The sequence below is a fragment of the Streptomyces spinoverrucosus genome (assembly GCF_006539505.1).
GTDB classification, from domain to species: domain Bacteria; phylum Actinomycetota; class Actinomycetes; order Streptomycetales; family Streptomycetaceae; genus Streptomyces; species Streptomyces spinoverrucosus.
The window spans coordinates 38,044-56,728 of record NZ_BJND01000037.1 but is presented as its reverse complement, the minus strand read 5'-3'; the positions used below and the strand labels follow the sequence as shown (position 1 = coordinate 56,728).

Sequence of the window (18,685 nt, the reverse complement as noted above, 5' to 3'; positions counted from 1 at the left end):
TGTGGTCCTGGTCAGTGACGGCGGTCACCGGTCACCTCTCCTTCTGCAGTACGGACAACGCCGCGATGAGTGCGGCCTGCGGTTCCGGATGGACCTCAAGGGCATCGAGGGGCTCCAGGCGGCGCTCGCGTCCGTTGTGCATGACCCGGTCCACGCACTCGGCGAGCAGCCGCCCGCCCCGGTCGCGCAGCCGCAGCGCCCCGTGCGCGCCGATCCGCTCGGCGAGCCCCTCGCCCGCGGAGCGGGCCCGGCGACCGCCCAGCAGCGCGGTGGCGACCAGGGCGGCGATCACCTCGGGGTCCTGGGCGACGTTGCGGTCGAGGTCGCGGACCTCGTCCTCGGCGTACTCCTCCACCTCGCGCCGCCACCGCCGTACCGCCATCCCGATCCGGTGCTCGGCGTTCTCCAGGGACACGTCCCGGTCCGCGAGCCCCGGGGCGCGCGCCGCGGGTTCGCGCCGCCAGGCATCGTCGACGCGCTCGTCGGCGGCGGTGACGGCGCACAGCAGGAGCGCGCCGAGGCTCTCCACGAGGGCGTCGAGCAGCTCGCCGGCCGTGCAGTCGAGCGGAAAGGCCCGCCAGCGCTTCAGGGCAGCCCCGGCGAGCACGGCACCGGACTGCAGGCGCCCCCGTACGCGCGCGTGCTCGCTGTCGTAGGCGAGGTCGACGGCGGAGGTGAGCCGGAGGGCGGCGGCGTACTGAGCGGCGGCGGCGCTGGCCAGCTCGGGCATCCGGGACTTGAGCGAATTGAGGACGCCGTACGCCGTACGGGCCATGGCTTGCTGGCGGGCTGCGGGGTCCTGGGTCTGCTGGACGAGCCAGGTGCGCAGCGGCGCCACGGCGGTGGCCGGGAGCAGGCCGCCGCCCCAGGCGGACTCGGGCAGCTCGGGCACGGTGAAGCGGGGTACCTCACCGAGGCCGGCCTTGGTGAGCAGCGCGGCGTACTGCCGGGAGACCTCGGAGACGACCTGGTGGGGCACCCGGTCCAGGACGGTGATCAGGGACGCGTCGTACTCCTTGGCGGTGCGCAGCAGGTGCCAGGGGACGGCGTCGGCGTAGCGGGCGGCCGTGGTGACCATGATCCAGATGTCGGCTGCGCAGATGAGCTCGGCGGCGAGGGTGCGGTTGTCGGCCACCAGGGAGTCGATGTCGGGCGCGTCGAGGAGGGCGAGGCCGCGCGGCAGGGTCTCGGCGCTCTCGATCCGCAGCACGCGCGCGGGGTTGTCGCCGGGGAGCAGCAGATCGTCGTCGGACTCCTGATGGGGCACCCACACGCGTGTGAGGTCGGGCAGTACGCGCATGCCACTGAACCAGTGATGATCCTCCGGGTGGCAGACCAGTACGGGCGTCCGGGTCGTGGGCCGCAGGACGCCGGCCTCGCTCACTCTGCGCCCGACGAGCGAGTTCACGAGCGTCGACTTGCCGGCACCTGTCGAGCCTCCTACGACGGCCAGCAAGGGCGCTTCAGGCTCTCTCAGGCGGGGCACCAAGTAGTCGTCGAGCTGGGCGAGCAGTTCGTCGCGGTTGGCACGCGCGCGTGGGGCCCCCGCCAGGGGCAGCGGGAAGCGTGCGGCGGCGACGCGGTCGCGCAGCGCGGAAAGTGCGTCGAGCAGCTGAGGCCGTACGTCCAAGGTCACCACATGCGAAGAATGCCCAATTTTATGGGATATCTGAAGCATATGAGCATGTCTGCGCGCCGATAGGACACAAGGGACGGAAGGGGCGACTGGGACACGGACGCAGTCCAGGCATAACGAGTGCACAACACCCGGCGTGTGAGGCGTCAAAAGCGATGCACGATTCGTACCTGCCTGCGATTATCAGGACCGCTTCACCGAACCTCCACATCGAGCCACGGAGGCGAAGCAACAGGGTCACGGATCAGGGAGCCCTATCCTTGTCCCCGGCAACGTCACGGATCGGCCCACACCCGGGCACCCACGACAGAGGCCACACACCTGGCCCCCGTAGCTCAGTGGATAGAGCAGGCGCCTTCTAAGCGCTTGGCCGCAGGTTCGAGTCCTGCCGGGGGCGCTCACGTCCTGACGTGCGGAGATGATCAGGGGCGGCAGACGGGTGACGTCGTTGCGGTGCCCGCCGGTCAGCTGCACCGCGAGTGGCTCCGCCCCAATCGCTTCAGCCGGGCCAACAGGTGTGCCGTGTTACACCATCCGGTGGCTTATGGCCGTCGCAGCGTTATTCATATTCTCCGATTTCCTATGCATTCCACTGTCTGGCGCTTGGTGCTGACCACCTGTCACCTAGCCCTGAACCAAGCCGAGGAGAGTGGAACGAATGACGACATCGCCGCGATGGCGATCTGTTCTGCCGTCAGCCGCCGTAGCTGCAGCGCTCGTCGCAGCACCGCTGGCGAACGCGGGAGCCGCCTACGCAGAGGACCACACCAACCCGCACCCGCCGTCCCCGATGAAGCCTGCCTACCCGGCGAAGCATCATCACTTGGCGAAGCCGGCCCACCCGGAGAAGCCCGTCTACCCCGTCAAGCCCGTCCACCCGGAGAAGCCCGCCTACCCGGCCAAGCCCGCGTATCCCGTTAAGCCGGCCTACCCGGAGAAGCCTGCGTACCCCGTCAAGCCCGCATACCCGGAGAAGCCCACCCTCCCCGTCAAACCCGCATACCCGGCCAAGCCCGCCTACCCGGAGAAGCCCGCGCTCCCCGCCAAGCCCGCCTACCCGGTGAAGCCTGCGTACCCGGTAAAGCCCGCGCTCCCCGTCAAACCGGCCTACCCGGAGAAGCCTGCGTACCCGGTAAAGCCCGCGCTCCCCGTCAAACCCGCCTACCCGGAGAAGCCCGCCCTCCCCGCCAAACCCGCCTACCCGGAAAAGCCTGCGTACCCGGCCAAGCCCGCATACCCCGTCAAGCCGGCCTACCCGGACAAGCCCACGTACCCCGCCAAGCCCGTCCACCCGGAGAAGCCCGCATACCCGGACAAGCCCACCTACCCCACCAAACCCGCCTACCCGGACAAGCCCGCCCACCCGACCAAGAAGCACCACGGGCACCACGGGCACCACTAGGGGTCATGTCCCGCCAAGCGGTGTCGTCAGGAGTGACGGTCCCGCGGCGGCCATCCCATCACCTCAGACCAAGAGACAAAGGCCATCGTGCGCTCCACCGGTTGAACTGACCGTTCACCGGGGAGACTTGCGCGATGGCCTGCCCTTGTTCATGGTCGCACACCCTCTGGCCCCGCCGCGTCAGCGAGGGCGAGAGCCCCCGCGACGCGCTGCGGTTCCCCGGACGCGACATCTGTTCGCTGCCAGGTCTACACACTCCTCGGTGGGAGGGCGTGTAGCGCGGCAGGTCAGAACGCCTGGCTGTTACAACCCATGTCCGAACCGAGGTGGGTGGGCTGCGCGCCCGGCGACCCTTCGCCGTTGAACGCGTTGGCCAGCACGCTGTTGAGGGCGCCCAGGCTGCCGAGGACGTCGATGTTCATGTCGTGCGAGCGGCACTCGATGCCCTGGGTGACGTCGAAGTCGTGAGCTCCCGCCTCACCGTGGGCGACGGCGGTGCCGACGCCGAAGGAGCCGACACTGCCGAGGACGGCGCCCACGAGGGCGACCTTCTGAAGCTTGCGCATTTCTTCTCCGTTGGTCGAGCGGATGTGGTGTGCAGCGGATCGAGTGGGGTCGTTGGAGACGTGCGGGAAGGTCATCAGCCGAGCCGGGGCAGACCCAACTGGCCCACAGGAGGCGCCGCGACCTGTCCGAGGCCGAGCCCGGGTACCTGCGGCGGCCCGGCCGGCGAGATCAGCGGGTTGATGAGCGGATTCACCTGCGGGTTGACCTCCGGGTTCACCTGCGGGGTGACACGCGGTCCGGGCGCCGGAGCGAAGGCCTGGGGTACGGCGACCTGCGGAGCGACCTGCGGCATGACCTGCGGCGCCGTCTGCGGGGTCACCTGCGGCATGACCTGCGGCGCCGGCTGCTGGGGGGCGGCCTGCTGCGCGGCGTACGGCGAGTTGGAGACCTGCGCGTAACCCCCCGACGAGGCCGAAGCGGAGGCGTAACCGCCGCCCTGGTGCGGGGCCGGCGCCGGCAGCGTCGAGTGGACCGGTTGGGCATGCGGCTGCGGAGCGGCGACCTGTGCGGTGCCCGCCGAACCGGCTGCCGCCCTGGCCTGCGGAGCGCTGTGCTGGGGTGCCGAGTACTGGGGAGCAGGCGCGGGGGCTGCGTACTGGGGAGCCGAATACTGCGGAGCCGAGTACTGGGGAGCCGAGTACTGCGGTGCGGAGTACTGGGGTGCCGAATACTGCGGAGCCGAGTACTGCGGTGCGGAGTACTGGGGTGCCGAGTACTGGGGAGCCGGGTACTGGGGTGCAGGAGCCGGAGCAGCACCGCTGTACCCGACGGGAGAGTCGGCATGGCTGACGCCGGCGCCGATGGCGGACAGACCGCCGGCCGCTGCTGCGACGAGCGCGGCCTTGTGGAGCTTTCGCATGGAACCCTCGGCCCTTCAATACCTGTACAGGGAATTTCGTTGTATTCAGTGCAGTCCTGCGTCCACCCAGTCGGATGTTCGTACTGCGCCCTGACAGGCGTCATCCCGGGTTGTCGCGTGGACTTCATGCCGGAGTCGACAGCGAATCTCCTGACCCCTCTCAGATGCACGGTCGCTGTCCTCTCCCCGCTGGCAACGACATTTCTCCTGACCCGGTCACGGGATCCGAAATCCGCTCACCCATTTGCGCCAGCCTGCCTCGCCACGGGTCGGTAAGGACACGCCGTACGACATTGGGGCAAATGAGTGACCACGCCCTGACACCCGTGCCTGGACCAGCCCTTGTCTCGTTCCCCACTCGGCCAGAGCGATGGCCCACCGCAGCCGCCGGGGCAGCAACAACGACAAAGGCTGCGCCGGCTCATCAGCATTCCCATACGTTCCATGCACAGGTCAATGAAGGGCCGAGGGTTCCATGCGCAAACTTCAACAGGTCGCGCTCGTCGTCGCAGCAGCCGGCGGTCTGTCCGCCTTCAACACCGGCTCCAGCTTCGCCGACGCTCCCGTCGCGTACAACGGTGCTGCTCCGCCCCCCATTGGACAGCCGGACGCCCAGGCCGGATCGTGGACCGCCTCTCAGGCCGCCGCGCAGACCCACGGCGCGCCGGCCCCGTACCAGCACATGGCCCCGCAGCAGCCCGCTGAAGTCAGCCCGCAGATCAATCCGCAGCTCAGCCCTCAGCTCAACCCTCAGCTCAGCCCGCAGAGTTCGCCGCAGAGTGGCTCGGCGCAGGCCGCCCCGGCGAGCCAGAACAACCTCTTCCGTCCCAACCAGGAGTGCAGCCCGCAGTCCCTGCTCAACGCGAATCTGCCGGTCGCCGTACTCGCCGCCTCCGAGGCCAACGGCGTCGCCTGCACCCAGGCCAACAGCCAGTCGAACGCCCTCGCCAACGCACTCCACACCAGCTAGAGCCGTCGGGCGGCAGGAGGTTGGCGTCCACGCGGGCCCTTCGAGGATCCCCGGAGGGCCCGCTGGTCTGCGATGCGACGTCCGGGTGCTTCCGCTGCGAGATCACGAAATCGGCGCGTCGCTGTCCGTTTTGAGGTATTTCCGAATAATCTCCTGTGACTGTAAGCAGTCGATCTTCCACAGATCGCACCCCTCTTCACTCCACCGGAGATGACATGCACAAGCTTCGCAAGGCTGCCGTCGTAGTCGTGGCCCTGGGCAGCGTCGGACTCCTGAGCGCGGGCACCGCCAGCGCCAACGGGCACGACGGCCACGGCGGCAAGAAGGACGGGGACAAGTTCAGCGTCCTGCAGAGCTCCAACTGCAAGTCGCACGACCTGAACGTCGACGTCCTCGGCCAGGTCAACCTGCTCGGCGCCGCGCTGGCCGGCCTGCTCAACGGCGAAGGCGCACCTGGCGCGCAGGACACGCACATCGGCTCGACCATGGGCTGCAACAACAGCGCCTTCTAGGCGCGCAACGGTCGCAGCGCCGGCCGAGAGCGGGAAACAGGTCCCGGCACCGAGCATCAGACTCGGCGCCGGGACCCCTTTTTTGCCCAATTCACTTGAGAGATTCACTCGCAAGGCGAGCCATTTACCGCCCATCGGCCAAGATGGTGAGACTGCCCCGAATTCGGCGTGCCGTCAGTTGCTTTGGGATATTTCTTATTACCCTCCGTAACTGTACGAAGTCGATCTGTCACAGATCGCAACCCACTTCACTCCACCGGAGATGACATGCACAAGCTCCGCAAGGCCGCCGTCGTGGTCGCCGCCCTCGGGAGCGTCGGCCTCCTGAGCGCCGGCACAGCCACCGCGGACCAGGGACCGGGCGGCTGGGGCCACAAGGGCACGAGCTTCAACGTCCTGCAGAGCACCACCTGCAGGTCGCACGACAGCAACGTCGACATCCTCGGCCAGGTCGGCATCGGCAACGGTCTGGGCGGAAACCTGCTCAACGGCGAGGGCAACCCGGGCGCACAGGAGACCAGCCTGGGCTCGACCATGGGCTGCAACAACAGCGTCGGCAAGTGAGGTAGGCCAAGACCCCTTCCCCGGTGCCCCGGCCACTGGCCGGGGCACCGGGGTTTTTGTGTCGACAGGAGGTCAGGAAAGCCAAATGCCGGATCGGGAGGGATCCCGATCCGGCATTCACCGGTCGCACTTCAGAACTTGAATTCAGGCAGCTTGTATCCCTTGGGCAGCTCCGCCTTGTTGGAGCACTCCACTTCCGGTCCGACCTTCGTGGCCCCACCGTTCAGCAGGTGACCGTCGGAAAACACGAAGCGCGGCCGCTCGATCGTCTCGCAGTTCTGCTTCTGCTTGATGACGTGCTTGCCGTCCTTGTCCTTGTGGACGACTTCGCTCTTCTTGACGCAGATGATGTCACCCTGGCCGTTGAGCGTGCACTCGCCCGAGGGTTCGTCAGCGTACGCCTGGGTGGCACCGCCGTAGATCACAGCGAGGGCTCCAAGGAGCCCCGAGACGGTTGCGATCTTCCGTCGACCGATCATGTGCTGCTTTCCTTTGCAATCGAGGCCCGGGCGCCTGTGCCGTTGACCGGCGTGCGCCCGAGCCTTGGAGAAGGTCGAAATACGGGACCCGGCGCCTGACGCATCCTCAACTTGCGTTCGGCGGCAGGAACTTTTGCGGCCCGGGCGCGCACCCTGATGGGTCTGCTGCGCGCCCGGGCCGCGTTTGCCGTTGAGGGTGTCACTCAGCACACCGCTGAACATCCCAGAGCGTTGGCCTCGAGGAAGCCGCCGGGCAACGCTGAAACGTGCGCGTCGAGCCCCGGCGCTTTTTTACCGGTAGCCGTCCGGAGCGGAGTACTGACCGTAGTTGGCGTCGGGCGCGGCGGCGTACGGAGCCGCCTGAGGCGCGGCGTAGGTGGACTCCTGCGGGGCAGCGTACGGAGCGGCCTGCGGAGCCGCCTGGGGAGCGGCGGCGTAAGGAGCCGCCTGCGGGGCAGCGTACGGAGCCGAGTACGGAGCGGCCTTCGACTGATCGTGCGGGGCGCCGCCCCACGTGGCCACCGCGTTGGCCTGCGAGTTGGCCACCGCGGTGATCTGCGGAGCGTCCCCGCCGTTGGCGAAGCTGACGCCGACGCCAAGGGTGGACAGCCCCGCGACCGCTGCGGCTACGACGGCAGCGCGCTGAAACTTGCGCATGGTTGACCCTTTCTGACCTGGCATGAAGCCATGGGTTGACTACTTAGTGTGAGCATATACACACGCTACGTAGCATTTTGGGATCTCTGCCTTCCGTCGTGTCGGCTCATGGCGAGGCGCCCTTCCATCCGCCTCGTCCCGTGAAGGCAACGAGCTTGCCCCGGGGCCGAGTCACGGGCAGCCAGAGGCGGTCACCCATTTGCAGGTGCGCTCGCGTGGACGCGAAAACAGCGGATGGCCGACCCCGGGTCATCCCGGTCCGGCCATCCGCTGGTTGAAGCGTGATGAAGGTGTCTGAAGGTTCCGCCGAGGCTCAGCCCAGCAGACGAGGCAGCACCGGGCCGTCGGCACTCTCGGCGCTGTCGCCGGTCTTCGGCGTCGAGTTGAGGCACGTCACCTCGGGCCCGATCTTCGTGGTCCCCCTGCTCAGCAAGCTGAGGGGAGAGGGCAACGTCCAGGGCTGCATCGGCACGCAGCCCTGTGACTGCCTGGCGAACCTGTCGCCCTCGGCCGGGGTGCCGGTAACCCATTGAATGCAGGTGATGTTGCCCTCGGCATCGCTGGTGCAGGCACCCGGGCCTGCTGCGGCGTAGGCCTGGGTGATGCCGGTGCAGGTCACGGCGAGGCCACCCAGAAGCCCCGAGACGGCCGCGATCTTCTTCGTACTGAACATGTGGTGCGTTTCCTTTGTGAGGGTGCCCGGGCGCCGTGCGCCGCGAACGGGCCACGCCGGGCCCTGATGACGTCCGAGAGACAGACTCCGGCCGTGTACGACGCGGGCCCCTCGGGGGCTGACCCCAAAGTGGCCCGCGTCGCGCACGCTTGCGCCGCCGCCCTCAGCGAGTGAAGGCGTTGTTGAACTGACCGCAGGTGGTGTCGAAGGTCTGGGCGAGACCGAGCACGCCGATCGGAAGGTCGGTCTCGGCCACCGTCTGCGGGCTGCACTCCTGGTAGGGGCGGTAGAGGTCGTTCGCCTCCAGCCCGCCTTCGTGAGCGAAGACGGTACCGGCGCCGGCACCGACGGCCGACAGACCGCCGGCGGCCACTGCTGCGATCACGACCTGCTGAAGCTTACGCATGGAACCCTCGGTTCTTCATTGCCTGTTACATCGAGGCTGATTGCCTACCGTGACTGAATGAACACTAGCAGTAATCATCCAGCGTGTTCCACACTTGGACAGCCGTGTCCAGATGGGGACATGGGGCACATTCAGGGATCTTTCGAGGTCCGGTCGAGACACCAACACCCACGCAGTAAGGGTGAGTTGTGCTCAGTGGCGCGCGGCCACGGAGACGACCAGATCCCGCAGCCCCTCGACGTACCGCCGCATGTTCTTGTATGCCGCGTCGGTGTCCGGGTAGCGGCAGGCGAACCACAGGCCCTCGTGCAGCCGGTTGACCCAGGCGCACACCTGATCGCCGTACGAGACCCGGATCAGTCCGTACGCCTTCCGCTCTGCCCAGCGGGCGGAGCCGGGGACGACGCGGGCGTCGACGTACGAGACGATCGAGTACAGGTCGGGGGAGGTCGGGCGGAAGTCCGTGCCGAGCAGGCGCAGTACCCGGGCCAACGGCATACGCGCCAGTGACCGGTTGGCGTGCAGTTCGGCGCGTACCGCCGTGAGTGCCTCGTCGAAGTCCCGTGCCGCGGCCACCTCGATCGGCGCGCCGCCGACGTACCAGCCCACGGAGTCCGACCACACGGACTTCAGCCGGGTGTGGAACGGCACGACCGTGCGGTAGACCGGCTCCCCGCCAAGTTCATGGACGATCAGGCTGGTTGCAGCCAGGAAGCCCACCAGGCTGCCGCCGAAGGGACGGCAGTACGCCTCGAACGCGGCTGCGGCGTCCGCGTCCACGAGCGGTTCACGCATGAGCTGCTGCGCGGGCAGCCCGCCCCCGGGCTCCAGGCCGAGGTCGACGGGAAAGCTGGGCAGCCGTCCGTCGCACCGGCCGATGAACTCGCGCCAGCGGGCGACGATCGCGTGCGAGTCGTCGATCCCGTCCGCGCTCGCCCGTTCCAGCTCGCAGAAGTCGACGTAGCTGCCGGCCGGAGCCCCGGCCACGGCACGGCCCGCGAGACGCGCCGCGTAGAGCTCGTGGATCTCCTGCGGGATGCGCTGGAGGGAGTAGGCGTCGACGTTGGTGTGGTCGAAGGCCATGTACACGCTGGTGGAATCGTCGCGGACGACCGCCGCGAAGATGTGGTTCGGCCAGCCGAGCGCGTCCGCCGCCACGTCGAAACGGTCCTGCAAGTGCCGTACCAGCGCGCCCTCGTCGGTGAAGTCGCCGACCACCTTGCGACTCAGCGATACGTCGTCCCCGTCGAGCGTGAACCGTTGCATCTCGTCGTCGGCCCAACGGAAGCCGCTGCGCAGCGTCTCGTGCCGCAGCGTCCAGCCGCGCAGCGCCTCCTCCAGCGCGTCGAGATCGGCCCGGCCCGGCAGGTCGAACGCCGCGCCCAGCCAGGTCGGCACGAACAGACCGTCCTCGCGCACCGACCGCGCCGTTCGGATGTGCGACTCCTGGATGTACGCCGGCGGCCGCGGATCCGGCGGCAGCACTGCCGCCGCCGCGACGGTCGCCGGGCTGAACGTCCACTCGACGAGCTGTCCAGGCCGGACCTCGCAGCGCTGAATGTCAGAAACTCGCACAGGGCGTCTCCGTTCGCAGAAGACACAAAGACGATCAAGGGAATGGCATGCGCAGCCAGCAGTGGCCGCCGTGTCGCTGATTTTTCAACGGAACGTGCGATGACCCGAACAACCAAGCGATCACTCGGCGTTGACGGGGGGGCGTGCGTGGGAAGAGCCCCGGCACTTCGCGTGCCGGGGCTCTTCTCACGTACGTCGCCCCTGAACTGGCCTCACACGTACCGGTAGATCGCGCTCATGTCGTCCAGTTCGTCCGGCGTCACGTCCCACGGCGGCAACTTCTCGTGCCGGGCCACGATCCGGCCGCGCTGGGCGTTGCCCACGCCGGGCGGCTTGTCCGGGAGGTATCGGTGGGCGCGGTGCCGCTGCTGCCAGCGGATCCACTGCAGGTCGACGAACGCGTGGTGCAGCCAGAAGACGGGGTCGTTGGGGGATGCGCCACCGAGCATCGTCCCGCCGATCCAGCGGTGCACCCGGTTGTGGTTGCGCCAGGATGCGCTGCCCCGGCCCGTCCCCCACCCCTCCAGTTTGTTGCGGAACCCCTTGGTGACCGTCGAGTCGTACGGATACGTGTCGTACACGCCGTCCTTGAGCGCCCACTCCAGATCGTTCCTGGTCGGCAGCGCGATCGGGTCACGGGCGCGGCCGAGGTCGCGGGTGAGGTACCTCCTGTCGGTCACGCCCACCTTGAGGGGCCAGCGCCCCTCTCGGTAGGCGAACGGGCCCGTCATCACCTGCCGGTCCGAGGGCCGCCCGTTGCCGCCGAGCAGGTCGTCGGTCCACGGCACGGAGGTGGCCGTGCGGTCGCGGGTCCAGTCCCAGTACGGCACCGTCACCGACGGGTCCACCCGGCGCAGCGCCCGCTCCAGGTCCAGCAGCAACTTGCGGTGCCAGGGCAGAAAGGAGGGCGTCATGTGGGCGGAGCGCAGTCCGCGCTCGCCGTCGGGGGTGTAGTAGGTGACGTGCATCCGTACGAACTCGTCGTACTCACCACGCCGTTTGAGTTCCAGCAGGGCGCCGACGAACCTTCGGCGCTCGGTGCCGGTCAGCTTGCTGACGTCCTTACGCGTGTACGTCATGTCCGTCCCCCGTGTGCATCGATCCCCCGCCCATCGGTCCCGGTGCCAGGTCGTGCAACTGCTCTCCGGGGCCCAGTTCGTCGACCGCCCCGCGGGCCGCGGCGAGCGGGGTCGGGTACGAGCAGTAGTGGTCGACCATGCTCAGCCAGCTGCCGTCGGCGCGGCGCATCAGGTGCAGTGGGCGGCCGTCGATCGTGACCTCCCAGCGGCTGCCCACGGCTTGCCGTGCCGGGTGGACCTCGACGCCCCGGATGTGGCGGCCGCGGTAGGTCTCCTCGAAGGAGGTGACCTGCCGGCCGTCGTCCGGGACACGCGGGTGCCGGCAGGCCGCGACCGCCGGGGCGAGCGCCACGGCGACGGCCGAGATGACCAGCCTCCGCGTCGCCTCCCGCCGCGTTCTGCCCAGGGACCGCGCCCCCTCGAACGGCGTGCCGCGCTGCCCGCCCGCCGGCGATTCGCCGACGCCTACGACCATCGTTCACTCCTCGTCGGGTTCGGTTGTCCGAAGCGGTAACCACCGGACCGCCCTTCCGGTCACCGACGTGCGGCCGGACCGGTGACTGGAGCGGCGATGGAGTGATGGGGGTCACGGCGTCCTGCGCGGCACCGAGCTGCTCCCGAACTGGCTCGTGCTGACGCGGATCACGACGCTGTGGCGCAATTCAGGCGTGCGGGCTGCGGGCGGGAAGGATGACATGGGCCGCGGCCTTCAGGGTCTCCTCGGCGCCGATGAAGGCGGCCAGCGCCTCGGCCAGGACGGGCTTGCCGGGCACGGCCTCCGGCCACGGGCGGGAGGTGAACACGAGGTGGGCGTATCCGCGTTCGGCGACAGCGGCCAGCCAGTTCGGCGGGGCGGCGCACCGGGCGACGAGGGAGGGCAGGGAGACGACCGCATCGCCCGCTTCCACCAGCAGCCCAACCGTCAGGCCGGGCTCGTCGTTGCCGTCGACGATGTCGCCGCCGACCGCCAGGCCGTTGTCCTCCAGCAGCTCGCGGACGGCAGCGGAGGAGGCCTCGGGGCCGTCCGCCGCGTCGCCGAGGCAGTAGGCGAGGAGGTGGGGCACGTCACCGTCGGGGGTCTCGCCGGTCCAGGCGAGAAGGACGAGTGTGCCCAGCTCCGCCGAGCGGGAAGGGCGCGTTTCGAGGGGGGTTGAGGTCACCGCGCGACCCTATCGGCGCTCGGCCGGGCGGGCCGGTGCCCGCTCACCCGACCGGGGTGAAAGCGGTCGGCGTCCCACACGTTCGGGGGACGCCGTGCCGACGTCGCTCGAACACGGCTCGGGGCGGGCGATCGGGTGAATTCCCCGGCGATTGGGGCGTCCTGGTTTCTTGGGGCCTCCATATCTCGTTCACAGTCCGCAGGTCGTGGCGAGTGCGAACGTGCGACAGCACGCTCCCTGCGATGACCCTGCGGAACCCGGCGATCGACAAGATCGCGTCAACGACCGACGCCGGCTTCCCATTTCCGCCTGAGAAAAGGACAACGAGAGTGCGACAGACCCTGAGCAAGGGATTGATCGTGGCCGCCGCCGCGACAAGCGCCCTGTCTCTGTACGGCACATGGGCGTACGCGGACTCCCGCATGCATGGGGCCGCGGCGGACTCATCCGCTGTGCTGTCGGGCAACACGGTTCAGACGGTCGACCTGGATGACCTGGACATTGATGAGCCGGATGAACCGGAGGCGGCGCTCGGATACGGCACGTCGTCCACAGACGGCACATCGGATTACGGCACGTCCGGATACGGCGCGTCCGAAGACAGCACATCCGAAGACAGCTCGTCGGAATACGGCACGCCCACAGACAGCTCGACGGATTACGGCACGCCCGAAGACACCACGTCCGGATACGGCACATCCGGATACGGCACATCGGGATACGGCACCTCTGGATACGGGTCCGCGGAACCGAGCGACGAGTCCTCCTGCGATTGCAACGGATACGGCTACGGCAACGACGAGTCGCCCAAGCCGACGCCCACTCCCAGCAAGCCGACCACGCCTGAGCCTCCGGACAAGACCACCCCGTCGCCGAAGCCGACGCCTCCCGCGCCGAAGGCACCGCCCACGGATCCGCGTCCCCAGATGCCCGAGACCGGCGCTGAGGGCGTCCTCGCCGCGACGGCCGCCGGCGCAACGCTGCTGGCCACCGGAACCGCCCTGTTCCGGCGAGGCCGGGCCAAGTCCCGTCGGTAGCACACCGGGTGCCGGACGTCTCGCGTCCGGCACCCGCCGCTCCGTTCCGTCCGGCGAGACTTCTCGTCCGTCCGTTCCTCTTTGCGGGCGATCAGCGCCGAGCCGCCCGACTCATTTGGTGCATTCAGCGTATATATGGCTGTGCTTTGGCATAAGGGGGCAGTCGCACCGAAGGAGTACGAATGACGTCCGAGCCTCGCCGGTCCACCCACAAGCGACTGGCGCTCCTCGCCGCGGCGGTACTCGTGGCGGTGCTCGTCGCAGTGCTCGCGTCGGCGATTGGCGTTCCGGATCCGGGCCTTGAGGCCGACACCGCAAGCAAGCCTGATGCGCGGCACTGCATGCCGGTTGCGGGATCCGGCCATCCCACCCCTTCCGTGTGCTCTGCCAACGGGACCTCGGGTTCGGACTCCCCCGCCCTCGGCGCGTACGTCGGCTACGACATCCGCGGCGTGAAGCGGATCAAGAAGTTCAGCACATGGCTGGGCGGCGCCAACGTGCGCGTGGGGCACACGTATCTGCCCGGAGACCTGTGGAGCAACATCGAGGGCAGGCGGGACTTCCTCGACGTCTGGGCCGAGTGGCGGCGGGCCAAGGACGACCGGGTCTTCGTGCTCAACGTCCCGCTGATGGAGCAGAACGAGGCGGATCTTCCCGACAGCAAGGTCAGGGACCTGCTGCGGCAGGCCGCGGCGGGCGCGTTCGACCGGCACTTCCGGACGCTGGCCCAGAACCTCGTCGCTCTGGGGGTGCCGGACACGATCCTGGTGCTCGGCTGGGAGATGAACGGCATCACGTACACCCACCGCTGCGGCCCCAACCCGAAGCACTGGAAGACGTACTGGCGGCGCATCGTCACCGCCATGCGCTCGGTGCCCGGACAGCGGTTCATGTTCGAGTTCGCACCGAACCGGGGCGTGGATGACATTCCGTGGCCGAAGTGCTATCCGGGTGACGACGTCGTCGACATCATCGGCATGGACTCGTACGACCAGCATAACGGGATCACATTCGACGAGCAGGTGTCCGAGCCCTACGGCCTGCAGTTCCACGTCGACTTCGCGAAGGCGCACGGCAAGCCGATCGCGTACCCCGAGTGGGGTCTGTTCCGCAACGGTGACAACGCGACGTACATGCTGCGCATGCTCGCGTGGCTGGACGAGCACAAGCCGCTGTACCACACGGTCACCGACTATTGCCCGCACGGCGTCTGGGAGTGCTCCGCCAATTCCCGGGCGTCCGCCGTCTACCGCGCGGTGGTGTCCGGTCAGTACGCGCCGGACCCGGAACCGGAGCCGTCGGTGCCCTCCTCGCGGCCGCCCACGGCTTCCGCCGAGCCGCCGCATCCGACTCCGAATCCGACGCCTCACCACCCCAGCCCTACGCCGGGAGAATGACCCAACTGTGGTGGCGCGAGCGCCTACCCGGACTTCGGGGAGCCCGTGGTGGCGTTCCGGCGCAGGATCTTCTTGGCCCGGGCTCGCGCTGCGGCCTCGCCGACGGCGGCCGCGAGTAGTGGCGCGGTGCGCCGACGGGCCAGCAGCAGACGCTGGTTGACGACCGTCTCCGGGTGCCAGCGGTGCTTGTAGGGCTCGTCGCCGCGCAGCAGGCTCAGGACCTGGCGCTCGCCACCGGCCACGGGATCCTCGGTCAAGGCACGCAGCAGCATCGTCGACACGTCCGCCTTGCGCTCAAGCAGTTGAGGGTCGACGCCGTACAGATACAGGCCCTCCCACCTCCTCGACAGCACCGTCAGAGCTACCGCCACCACGGCACCGTCGAGCACGAACTCCCTCACGACCGCATCGCCGGACCGGACCATCGCGGGCACCGAGCGCACCAGGTGCTCCAGGAACCGCGGCCGCAGATGCTCCGGCGCCACCTTCCTGCCCTGCCACTGCAGTCGGTGCAGCAGGAGGAGTCGGCGCAGTGCACCCTCGGTCTCGTCGTGACCCACGACACGCCACTCGACGCCGAGCCGTCCGAGCTTGCTGATCTTGTTACGGATCCGCCGAGCGCGCGTCGACGGCAGCCGCCCGATCAGCTGATCCATGGGGACGGCGGGCAATTCCAGGCACAGCGAGTCGGGCACAAGGTGACGCGGACCGGGCCAGCAGTCGTAGATCCGCTCCACCACGCCGCCCGGCCGCACCTCACGGAAGTCGATCAGAGCGGTGCGGGCCAGGTCGGCCAGGGCCTCCGCCAGCGCCGGGGCGCCCTGAGCAGCCGCCGTCTCGTCGAGGAGCACATCGCAGAAGTCCGTGATGGCGCCGCCGATCGGCACCAGAGCGGGAAACGGGCGGCGTACCCGCATCAGCGGTGCGGCAGCCAGCAGTTCACCGTCGCCACGCACCAGGACGAGCCGAAGCCCGCCCGGCGTTCCGTACGACCGCCACCACGAGTTCAGCCAGGCGTGGCTCTGGAACGGCGTCGCCGCGCCGCAGGCCCGGCGCAGCCGCTCCCACTCCCCTGCCAGCTCCGCGAACGCGTGCTCGTCGGTGCATACCTCCACCGACACGGCACGAACGGTTGCGGTGGTCACAGCGCCCCCTCGGTGTCGGCGGCGGGGGCCGGGGCGGGCAGCTGGGCCCGCCCGGTGTGGCCGTCCGCGCTCGTGGGCGCCGCCCGCCGCGGCCGGGCCAGCAGCGCGAGGCCGCCCAGCAGGCCTCCGGCGCTCGCGCCCACGAGCGAGGTCAGCGCCGGTGACGCGGACGACGGCTCGGTGGGCTTGAGGGCTCGGGACAGGAGCACGAGCTCGATGCCGGTCTCGTTCTTGGCACGGTCGGCCTGCAGGGTCAATGCGTGGGACACGGCGTTGGCGATGTCGGCAGCCTGGTCGCGGCGTTCGGAGTCCGCCGTGATCGCGACCATCGGCGCGTCGGGCGAGGTGGCGGCGCGCACGCTGCTGCGCAGCTCCTTCACCGGCACGCCCGCCCACATCTGCGCGTCCGCGAGCACGGCGAGCTGTGTCGCGACACGGCCGTAGGCCTGCGCGAATCCGAGTGCCGCCGTGGCGTCGGACCTCGTTTCGCCGGTCGGTACGGCGATGACGTAGCTGGTGGCCGTGTACTGCGGTGGCTTCACCAACCCGTACACGCCTCCGGCCGCGGCACCGAGCAGTACGCCCGCCGGGATCAGCCATCGCGGAATCAGCCGCCCCACGCGCGCGAGAATCCGGCGAGGCAGTCGCATGAGCCGGCTGGGGTTGTCGGTCATCAGGGGACTCACTTCCAGGTTGATCCACCAGCCGCCAGGGCTGCCGTGTACACGTCCATCAACTGCCGGGCGGTGCTTTCGATGCTGTAGTGCCGCACGGCGTCCGGGACGGCTCGTTCGCCGGGTCCTGCCGTACGCAGCCGCAAGAGTTCCCGGGCAAACGTCTCGGCGCCGCTCGCCAGGCGCTGGGCGCCCGGAGCCGCGTCCGGCGGCAGGTCGGCGAGGGCGGGGGCGCTCGTGTACAGCACGGGGAGCCCGGCCGCGAGCGCTTCCAGCACGGCCAGGCCGAACGTCTCATCAGTGCCGGGCGCGGCGACCACGTCCAGCGCGGACAGCAGCGCCGGAAGCTCGGGCGCATCAATGCGGGGATCCGGCAGGTAGGGAAGCTCGCCGGTGAATACCACCCGGTCCGCGATCCCCAGTTCTCGCGCGATGCGCCGCAGTGTCTCCTCTTCGGGCCCGGAACCGGCCAGCACCAGCCGTACGTCGCCGGGCAGCGCTGCCACCGCGCGCACGACCACGTCGAAGCGCTTGGCGGAGACGAGGCGGCCGATGCCGCCCACCACGTAGGCGTCCTCGGGCACTCCGTAGAAGGCGCGGGCCTCCTTGCGGCGCACCTCGTCGAAGCGGAAGCGGGAGGCGTCGATGCCGTTGGGGACGACGCGGATGCGCTTATCGGGTACGCCCCAGTCGCGCAGCAGCCCGGCGCCCGTCGGGGAGACGGCGACCGTGGCACGGCCAAGGCGTTCGGTGGCCAGGTACAGGGCCCGGATGCCCGCGTTCAGGGTCCTGCCCTCCAACCGCGTCGCGCACAGCGAGTGCTCGGTGGCCACCACGGCCCGGACACCCGCGAGGCGCGCGGCGATCCGGCCGTACACGCACGCCCGGTACAGGTGCGTGTGCACCACGTCGTAGCGGCCGGCGCGGATCCACCGGACAAGGCTGAACAGCGCGCGGAGGTCTCGGTTGCCGCGCATGCCCAGGTCGGTGACGCGGACGCCGTCGGCTGCCAGTCCGTCGGCGACCGGACCGGGGTTGGTCAGTGTGATCACGTCGCAGGTCACGGGCAGGTGGCGTACCAACAGGCGCAGTTGCTGCTCGGCTCCCCCCACGCCGAGGCCGGTGATGATGTGCAGCACTCTCATGAGGCCTCCACGGCGCGTCCCCAGGTACGAGCCAGCCGCCGTTTCACTTCCAGCCGCAGCCCGGTGTCGGCCTGCCCGATGTGGATGCGGGGCAGCGCCAGGTCGCCGGCGTCCTCGGGGTCGGGGGCGGTGGCGCAGGCGTAGCGGTAGCCCGCAGCGTGCACGGCGGCCCTGACACGTGCGTCGACCGAGCCGTACGGGTAGCAGAAGCCCTGGATCTCCTGACCGGTGATCTCGGCGAGCAGGGCGCGGCTGTGGTGGACCTCGGCGTGCAGCGTGTCCTCCGGGACCCGGGTGAGGTCGGCGTGTGTGAGGCCGTGCGAGCCGACCTCGACGCCCGCGGCCGTGATGAGGCGGATGTCGTTCGCGTCGAGCAGCCGCTTGCACGGGCCGGACGGCTCCCAGCCGTTCTCCCCGCCGAGTCGCCCGACCACCGGGAACACGGTGGCGCCGCACTGCCAACGGCGCAGCACGGGCAGCGCGGTGGTGAGGAAGTCGGCGTACCCGTCGTCGAAGGTGAGGCCCACCAGCCCCCGTTCCTCTCCTCGGGCGCGGGCGTCGAGCAGTTCCCGCATGCTCACCCCGCGCAGACCACGGCCACGCAGCCAGGCGAGCTGGCGGTGAAGGCGGTCGGCGGAGACGGTGACATTGAACGGGTCGTCCGTGCAGTCGGCGACGGAGTGGTACATGGCCACCCAGGCGGCCGGGCCCCGCCGGGGCCGTCTCCGTACGACCGGCCCCGAGTCCT

Annotated in this window: 21 protein-coding genes and 1 tRNA gene; 7 read left to right on the top strand and 15 right to left on the bottom strand. The window is 69.4% G+C overall.

All coding sequences use genetic code 11. The features are described from left to right. Positions 1-31: 31 nt before the first annotated feature. On the bottom strand, positions 32-1,639 hold the full coding sequence (locus SSP24_RS24420) for a dynamin family protein (protein ID WP_141311833.1): 1,608 nt from the start codon (positions 1,637-1,639) through the stop codon (positions 32-34). A gap of 321 nt (positions 1,640-1,960) precedes the next feature. Here SSP24_RS24420 and SSP24_RS24415 point away from each other — a divergent pair. Together SSP24_RS24415 and SSP24_RS42990 are read left to right on the top strand one after the other, a co-directional pair. Beyond that, positions 1,961-2,033: transfer RNA gene (locus SSP24_RS24415), tRNA-Arg, on the top strand. Between the two features lie 426 nt (positions 2,034-2,459). Beyond that, the gene (locus tag SSP24_RS42990; RefSeq protein ID WP_167529685.1) at positions 2,460-3,038 is read left to right on the top strand and encodes a hypothetical protein; all 579 of its coding nucleotides are present in this window, start codon (positions 2,460-2,462) and stop codon (positions 3,036-3,038) included. A 287-nt stretch (positions 3,039-3,325) separates the two neighbouring features. Here the strand turns inward: SSP24_RS42990 and SSP24_RS24410 are convergent, their stop codons facing one another. Further along, positions 3,326-3,604 (bottom strand): hypothetical protein, encoded by a 279-nt coding sequence (locus SSP24_RS24410; protein WP_141311832.1) that lies wholly within the window; start codon positions 3,602-3,604, stop codon positions 3,326-3,328. A gap of 74 nt (positions 3,605-3,678) precedes the next feature. Then, the gene (locus SSP24_RS24405; RefSeq protein ID WP_141311831.1) at positions 3,679-4,464 is read right to left on the bottom strand and encodes a hypothetical protein; all 786 of its coding nucleotides are present in this window, start codon (positions 4,462-4,464) and stop codon (positions 3,679-3,681) included. Positions 4,465-4,939: 475 nt separating this feature from the next. Between SSP24_RS24405 and SSP24_RS24400 the strand changes: the two genes are divergently transcribed. From SSP24_RS24400 to SSP24_RS24390, 3 genes are all read left to right on the top strand, one after another. Then, positions 4,940-5,434, top strand: coding sequence for a hypothetical protein (locus SSP24_RS24400; protein WP_141311830.1), 495 nt, complete (start codon positions 4,940-4,942; stop codon positions 5,432-5,434). 215 nt (positions 5,435-5,649) lie between these two features. Beyond that, on the top strand, positions 5,650-5,946 hold the full coding sequence (locus SSP24_RS24395) for a hypothetical protein (RefSeq protein WP_141311829.1): 297 nt from the start codon (positions 5,650-5,652) through the stop codon (positions 5,944-5,946). A 267-nt stretch (positions 5,947-6,213) separates the two neighbouring features. Then, positions 6,214-6,510: a hypothetical protein gene (locus SSP24_RS24390; protein ID WP_141311828.1), complete on the top strand. Its 297-nt coding sequence runs from the start codon at positions 6,214-6,216 to the stop codon at positions 6,508-6,510. 131 nt (positions 6,511-6,641) lie between these two features. On the opposite strand, the gene SSP24_RS44270 is transcribed toward SSP24_RS24390, so the two are convergent. From SSP24_RS44270 to SSP24_RS24350, 8 genes are all read right to left on the bottom strand, one after another. After that, positions 6,642-7,199 carry a hypothetical protein gene (locus tag SSP24_RS44270; RefSeq protein WP_229866229.1) on the bottom strand — a complete coding sequence of 186 codons (558 nt, stop codon included), beginning with the start codon at positions 7,197-7,199 and terminating at the stop codon, positions 6,642-6,644. 81 nt (positions 7,200-7,280) lie between these two features. After that, positions 7,281-7,646: a hypothetical protein gene (locus tag SSP24_RS24380; protein ID WP_141311827.1), complete on the bottom strand. Its 366-nt coding sequence runs from the start codon at positions 7,644-7,646 to the stop codon at positions 7,281-7,283. 313 nt (positions 7,647-7,959) lie between these two features. Continuing rightward, positions 7,960-8,319, bottom strand: a complete 360-nt coding sequence (locus SSP24_RS24375) for a hypothetical protein (RefSeq protein WP_141311826.1) — start codon at positions 8,317-8,319, stop codon at positions 7,960-7,962. Between the two features lie 163 nt (positions 8,320-8,482). After that, the gene (locus SSP24_RS24370) at positions 8,483-8,725 is read right to left on the bottom strand and encodes a hypothetical protein (RefSeq protein WP_141311825.1); all 243 of its coding nucleotides are present in this window, start codon (positions 8,723-8,725) and stop codon (positions 8,483-8,485) included. A 192-nt stretch (positions 8,726-8,917) separates the two neighbouring features. Beyond that, on the bottom strand, positions 8,918-10,300 hold the full coding sequence (locus SSP24_RS24365) for a condensation domain-containing protein (RefSeq protein ID WP_141311824.1): 1,383 nt from the start codon (positions 10,298-10,300) through the stop codon (positions 8,918-8,920). Positions 10,301-10,512: 212 nt separating this feature from the next. Next, complete coding sequence (locus SSP24_RS24360) at positions 10,513-11,379, bottom strand: tyrosinase family protein (protein WP_141311823.1); 867 nt, start codon at positions 11,377-11,379, stop codon at positions 10,513-10,515. Continuing rightward, a complete protein-coding gene (locus tag SSP24_RS24355) occupies positions 11,363-11,854 on the bottom strand; it encodes a tyrosinase family oxidase copper chaperone (protein ID WP_141311822.1) in 492 nt (163 codons plus the stop codon). Before SSP24_RS24355 ends, SSP24_RS24360 begins: the two co-directional genes overlap by 17 nt. A 187-nt stretch (positions 11,855-12,041) precedes the next feature. Continuing rightward, the gene (locus SSP24_RS24350; RefSeq protein WP_141311821.1) at positions 12,042-12,539 is read right to left on the bottom strand and encodes a DUF5949 family protein; all 498 of its coding nucleotides are present in this window, start codon (positions 12,537-12,539) and stop codon (positions 12,042-12,044) included. A 242-nt stretch (positions 12,540-12,781) separates the two neighbouring features. Here SSP24_RS24350 and SSP24_RS24345 point away from each other — a divergent pair, with 242 nt between their 5' ends. Continuing rightward, positions 12,782-13,576, top strand: a complete 795-nt coding sequence (locus tag SSP24_RS24345; protein ID WP_141311820.1) for an LPXTG cell wall anchor domain-containing protein — start codon at positions 12,782-12,784, stop codon at positions 13,574-13,576. Positions 13,577-13,758: 182 nt separating this feature from the next. Beyond that, positions 13,759-14,973: a glycoside hydrolase family 26 protein gene (locus SSP24_RS24340; RefSeq protein WP_141311819.1), complete on the top strand. Its 1,215-nt coding sequence runs from the start codon at positions 13,759-13,761 to the stop codon at positions 14,971-14,973. Between the two features lie 23 nt (positions 14,974-14,996). Here the strand turns inward: SSP24_RS24340 and SSP24_RS24335 are convergent, their stop codons facing one another. Genes SSP24_RS24335 through SSP24_RS24320 form a run of 4 tightly spaced genes read right to left on the bottom strand, consistent with a single transcriptional unit; the run spans position 14,997 to position 18,626 of the window. Then, positions 14,997-16,094, bottom strand: coding sequence for a GNAT family N-acetyltransferase (locus SSP24_RS24335; RefSeq protein ID WP_229866227.1), 1,098 nt, complete (start codon positions 16,092-16,094; stop codon positions 14,997-14,999). Between the two features lie 20 nt (positions 16,095-16,114). Then, positions 16,115-16,792 (bottom strand): YveK family protein, encoded by a 678-nt coding sequence (locus SSP24_RS24330; protein ID WP_141311818.1) that lies wholly within the window; start codon positions 16,790-16,792, stop codon positions 16,115-16,117. An 8-nt stretch (positions 16,793-16,800) separates the two neighbouring features. Beyond that, entirely contained in the window at positions 16,801-17,937 is a 1,137-nt protein-coding gene (locus SSP24_RS24325) for a glycosyltransferase (RefSeq protein WP_141311817.1), read from the bottom strand. Beyond that, positions 17,934-18,626 (bottom strand): polysaccharide deacetylase family protein, encoded by a 693-nt coding sequence (locus tag SSP24_RS24320; protein WP_229866225.1) that lies wholly within the window; start codon positions 18,624-18,626, stop codon positions 17,934-17,936. The genes SSP24_RS24325 and SSP24_RS24320 overlap by 4 nt, the downstream gene beginning before the upstream one ends. Positions 18,627-18,685: the final 59 nt, after the last annotated feature.

Excerpts from the sequence above, each read along its gene's own strand:
- SSP24_RS24345 (WP_141311820.1), top strand. The coding sequence starts at position 12,782 with ATGACCCTGCGGAACCCGGCGATCGACAAGATCGCGTCAACGACCGAC.
- SSP24_RS24330 (WP_141311818.1), bottom strand. The coding sequence starts at position 16,792 with ATGACCGACAACCCCAGCCGGCTCATGCGACTGCCTCGCCGGATTCTC.
- SSP24_RS24390 (WP_141311828.1), top strand. The coding sequence starts at position 6,214 with ATGCACAAGCTCCGCAAGGCCGCCGTCGTGGTCGCCGCCCTCGGGAGC.
- SSP24_RS24375 (WP_141311826.1), bottom strand. The coding sequence starts at position 8,319 with ATGTTCAGTACGAAGAAGATCGCGGCCGTCTCGGGGCTTCTGGGTGGC.
- SSP24_RS24395 (WP_141311829.1), top strand. The coding sequence starts at position 5,650 with ATGCACAAGCTTCGCAAGGCTGCCGTCGTAGTCGTGGCCCTGGGCAGC.
- SSP24_RS24400 (WP_141311830.1), top strand. The coding sequence starts at position 4,940 with ATGCGCAAACTTCAACAGGTCGCGCTCGTCGTCGCAGCAGCCGGCGGT.
- SSP24_RS24410 (WP_141311832.1), bottom strand. The coding sequence starts at position 3,604 with ATGCGCAAGCTTCAGAAGGTCGCCCTCGTGGGCGCCGTCCTCGGCAGT.
- SSP24_RS24360 (WP_141311823.1), bottom strand. The coding sequence starts at position 11,379 with ATGACGTACACGCGTAAGGACGTCAGCAAGCTGACCGGCACCGAGCGC.
- SSP24_RS24325 (WP_141311817.1), bottom strand. The coding sequence starts at position 17,937 with ATGAGAGTGCTGCACATCATCACCGGCCTCGGCGTGGGGGGAGCCGAG.
- SSP24_RS24355 (WP_141311822.1), bottom strand. The coding sequence starts at position 11,854 with ATGGTCGTAGGCGTCGGCGAATCGCCGGCGGGCGGGCAGCGCGGCACG.
- SSP24_RS24340 (WP_141311819.1), top strand. The coding sequence starts at position 13,759 with ATGACGTCCGAGCCTCGCCGGTCCACCCACAAGCGACTGGCGCTCCTC.
- SSP24_RS24405 (WP_141311831.1), bottom strand. The coding sequence starts at position 4,464 with ATGCGAAAGCTCCACAAGGCCGCGCTCGTCGCAGCAGCGGCCGGCGGT.
- SSP24_RS24320 (WP_229866225.1), bottom strand. The coding sequence starts at position 18,626 with ATGTACCACTCCGTCGCCGACTGCACGGACGACCCGTTCAATGTCACC.
- SSP24_RS24380 (WP_141311827.1), bottom strand. The coding sequence starts at position 7,646 with ATGCGCAAGTTTCAGCGCGCTGCCGTCGTAGCCGCAGCGGTCGCGGGG.
- SSP24_RS24370 (WP_141311825.1), bottom strand. The coding sequence starts at position 8,725 with ATGCGTAAGCTTCAGCAGGTCGTGATCGCAGCAGTGGCCGCCGGCGGT.